A 3,396-nucleotide genomic window follows, 5' to 3' on the forward strand; every position below is an offset into this window, starting at 1 on the left:
CTGGTCACCGCCGACGCCATCTACCGCGACGACGAGGGCACCGAACACGTCGTCGAATGGGTGACCCAGCAGGACGTCGACCTCGCCCGACGGATCACCGAGATCGCCGCAGACCACAGGATCGACCCCGACCCGGCCTCGGTCAGCGACATCGAGCTCGGCCTCGACACGGCGCACTCCGCGACCATCGCCCCAGTGTGGGCCGCCCTGCTGACCGGGAGCGCCGAGGCCCAGGGCCGCGGGTCCCCCAGCGCCGAGATCCGGGATGCCACGGGACGGGTACCGAACCTGTGGTTCGGGGACAGAGACGAGCACGAGACCCCGCGTCAGCGGTTCCACATCGAGGTCTATGTGGCGCCCGAGGTGGCCGAGCAAAGGATCGCCGCCGCCCTCGCCGCGGGCGGGACCGTCGTCGATAACAGCAACGCGCCCTCGCTCACCGTGATCGCCGACCAGGACGGCAACAACGGCATCTTATGCGTCGACGTGTCCGCTGCGAAGAAGGACTGAACCGCCAACCGTGGCACGCCGGGTCGTCGAGCCCGATCAGTGGTGTCGACGATACGTCCGCGAACGCGTCCCGCGAGACGCGGTGGTCAGGCGGTTGGACCCAACTGGCGCTGAGCTGGCGCCCCACGGTGCCCGAGGTCGTCGTGCGCCGTTACCGGTGCAGCGGTTGCGGACACGTGTGGCACCCAGACACCAGCGCGGCGAACAGTCGATCCCGATCGATGTCCTCAAAGGCGCCGGGCGGCCCGCTACCTAGGATCGACGCTCCAGCGATCGCTACACCCTCAACTGGGAAGAGCCACGAAACACGGAGAGGCTCAAGCCCAACCGGGCGATCCCTTGTCCGAATCTGCGCGGCCCGCTAAACGTCGCGGCGACGAAACACGGAAAGGCTCAAGCCCAGAGCGGCGACGATGTAGGCGGCCAACACCACGGCGGCAGGCGCGCCACCGACCAGATCCGTCACGCCGGGGGCACCCCCATCACTGACCGTCGGAGCACCATCGCGTGTGCGATCGCGCCGGTGTTGGTACTGAGCATGACGAAGCGAATGCCTTCCAGCGCCGGCACGGCACAAGCCAGACCGCTCAGCCCGTTCTCGAGCGCCAGCGTCCACAGCAGTCCGATCGCGATACCTGTCGCCGGGTTACGGGTCAATACCCCGAACAGGAAACCGACGGCGCTCCACGCCATGGTGATCAGCAGCATCGCGGCCAGGAACCCCACGAGTGCGCCCACGTGGGGCAGGGTCAGGGCACTTCCGGTGCTCAGCGCCACCACGACGCTGCAGATGATGCTCAAGACCAGTGAGCCGGCGGCGATCAGCGTCATCACGACCGCGAGGCCCAGGAACCTCCCGGTCAGGATGCCGGAACGATGACCGCTGCGGGACAAGATGGTTTGAAGGGTGCCCCAGCGGTAGTCGGCGCTGGCGACGAGCACGCCGATGATGAGCATCACGGGGCCGCCGTACACCGGCATCGAAGCCAGCACCTGTGGTCGACGCCCGCCGGCAGCAGCTGGCTCAGCATGGTGTCCGCCTCGTCCGCCGGGACCGTATCGCGCTGCGTCGCGTAGACGATGGCGAAGACGATGTAGGCGAAGAAGACGATCTGGAAGGCCCAGACACCGCTGAGAACCCAGACGCCAGGGCGTCGGCGCAGGCTGAATAGCTCGGCTTGCAGGCTGTTCGTGATCACGCGGGAGCTCCGGACATGCTCTCGGCCGGGACACCGTCCGTACCGGTCAACCCCAGGAAGACGTTCTCAAGCGAGCGATGTTCGACGCGTAGCTCGGACACGACGACCCCGGCGTTGACAAGTGCCGTGTTCACATCCCCGGAGCACTGGCTCGTGGCGGTAACGAACTCCATCCGGCCGTCGACGACCTCGGCGCTCACCACGCCCTCCACCGACCTGGCGACACGAGCGGCCAGTGTCAGATCATCGACGGCGGCCGCGACGCGGCGACGGCATTGTTGCCATCGAAGCGCCGGCCGCGAAACCGAATGGTTCCGTCGGTCGGTGTCACAAGTCCGACGAGCATGCGCATCGTGGTGGTCTTACCCGCGCCGTTGCGCCCCAGAAAGCCGTAGATCTCACTGTCGCGCACGGTCAGGTCGAGTCCGCGCACGGCATAGTGGTCGGCGCCGTAGCGCTTCGTCAAGCCCTCGGTCTCGATCGCGTGCATTCCAGCTCCCCGTCACCGCGTTGACGGGGGGTGACCGTCGTCCCCGGGCCGGGGACGATTCCGCCGACGCTGCTTGGTCTGTTGCACTGCCAGCAACACGAGCCCCCAGCCACCACCGACCCAGATCCACCAGGGATGTACAAAGCCGTCGTTGACGAACCAGCCGATAAGGCCGCTACGGTTGACAGGTGCAGATCGGTCACTTGAACCTATATCCCATCAAATCGACACAGGGACGTCAGGTCGACGAAGCCACAGTGGAGCCGTGGGGCTTGGCCGGAGACCGCCGGTGGATGGTGGTCGACACGGACGGGTTCGCCCTGACCGCCCGGGCGTTCCCCCGCCTGCTCACCGTCACGGCCACGTCGCTGGGTGGCGACGGGAGGCTGCGGCTCGAGGGTTCGCACGCTGCGCCTTTGGAGGTCGACGGCGGCACCGCGCGTGAAGGCATGTCCGTACAGGTGTGGCAGTCACACGTCGAGGCGGCACGGCCGAGCCCTGAAGCGGACGCATGGTTCTCCGAGCTCCTCGACCGGGACGTCCGCCTGGTCTGGCTGGATGATCCTCGCCGCAGGCCGGTCGATCCTCAGTACGGCCACGCCGACGATCGAGTCAGCTTCGCTGATGCGTATCCCCTGCTACTTACAACCACGGGTTCACTGCATCAGCTCAATGACTGGATCACAGAGAATGCCCTGGAACGAGGCGAGCCGGCGCCGGAACCGCTGCCGATGCGCCGTTTCCGGCCGAACGTCGTCGTCGAGAACGACGAGCCGTTCGCCGAGGACGATTGGTCTCGCATCCGCCTGGGCAGTGTGGACTTCCGGGTCGCGAAGCCATGCGACCGATGCGTGCTCACCACCATCGACCCGGAGACCCTGCACAAGGGCAAGGAACCGCTACGCACCCTCGCGCGCTACCGCAGGTGGGACGGGAAGGTGTGGTTCGGCGTGAACATCATTCCCGATGCCACCGGCACCCTCCGCGTCGGCGACCCGGCCCACATCCCCGATTAGCAACCAAGGGTGAAGAGGTGGGCGTGGGGAGAAGGGGGTCTCCCGGCTCAAGCCCAACCGGGCCACTGATCAACCGAACGGGATCCACCCCACGCAACGCGCCGCCGGGAGACCCCTTCTCCCCACACCCACCTCAGCGGGTCCCCTCACATAGCCACTGATCAACCGAACGGGACCCACC

General features: G+C 67.0%; 6 protein-coding genes and 1 pseudogene. 3 read left to right on the plus strand and 4 right to left on the minus strand.

The features are described from left to right. Together ELR45_RS01840 and ELR45_RS40235 are read left to right on the plus strand one after the other, a co-directional pair. Window positions 1–510, plus strand: a 510-nt coding sequence (locus ELR45_RS01840) for a VOC family protein (protein ID WP_240759055.1), incomplete at its 5' end; no start/stop codon positions are given. Beyond that, a pseudogene (locus ELR45_RS40235) lies at window positions 500–713 on the plus strand (ISL3 family transposase); the annotation flags it as partial. The gene ELR45_RS01840 and the pseudogene ELR45_RS40235, both read left to right, overlap by 11 nt. Before the next feature lie 259 nt (window positions 714–972). Here the strand turns inward: ELR45_RS40235 and ELR45_RS01845 are convergent. From ELR45_RS01845 to ELR45_RS01860, 4 genes are read right to left on the minus strand one after another with little or no spacing between them, the layout of a single operon-like run. Continuing rightward, window positions 973–1,491: an ABC transporter permease gene (locus ELR45_RS01845; RefSeq protein ID WP_129662955.1), complete on the minus strand. Its 519-nt coding sequence runs from the start codon at window positions 1,489–1,491 to the stop codon at window positions 973–975. Further along, window positions 1,467–1,709 carry a hypothetical protein gene (locus ELR45_RS01850; RefSeq protein ID WP_129662957.1) on the minus strand — a complete coding sequence of 81 codons (243 nt, stop codon included), beginning with the start codon at window positions 1,707–1,709 and terminating at the stop codon, window positions 1,467–1,469. Before ELR45_RS01850 ends, ELR45_RS01845 begins: the two co-directional genes overlap by 25 nt. After that, window positions 1,706–1,909 (minus strand): hypothetical protein, encoded by a 204-nt coding sequence (locus tag ELR45_RS01855; protein WP_129662959.1) that lies wholly within the window; start codon window positions 1,907–1,909, stop codon window positions 1,706–1,708. The genes ELR45_RS01850 and ELR45_RS01855 overlap by 4 nt, the downstream gene beginning before the upstream one ends. 38 nt (window positions 1,910–1,947) lie before the next feature. Next, a complete protein-coding gene (locus ELR45_RS01860) occupies window positions 1,948–2,199 on the minus strand; it encodes an ATP-binding cassette domain-containing protein (RefSeq protein WP_129662961.1) in 252 nt (83 codons plus the stop codon). 188 nt (window positions 2,200–2,387) lie between these two features. On the opposite strand from ELR45_RS01860, the gene ELR45_RS01865 reads away from it, so the two are divergent. Beyond that, the gene (locus tag ELR45_RS01865) at window positions 2,388–3,215 is read left to right on the plus strand and encodes an MOSC domain-containing protein (protein ID WP_129662963.1); all 828 of its coding nucleotides are present in this window, start codon (window positions 2,388–2,390) and stop codon (window positions 3,213–3,215) included. Window positions 3,216–3,396: the final 181 nt, after the last annotated feature.

This window comes from Phytoactinopolyspora endophytica (genome assembly GCF_004138495.1).
Lineage (GTDB): Bacteria > Actinomycetota > Actinomycetes > Jiangellales > Jiangellaceae > Phytoactinopolyspora > Phytoactinopolyspora endophytica.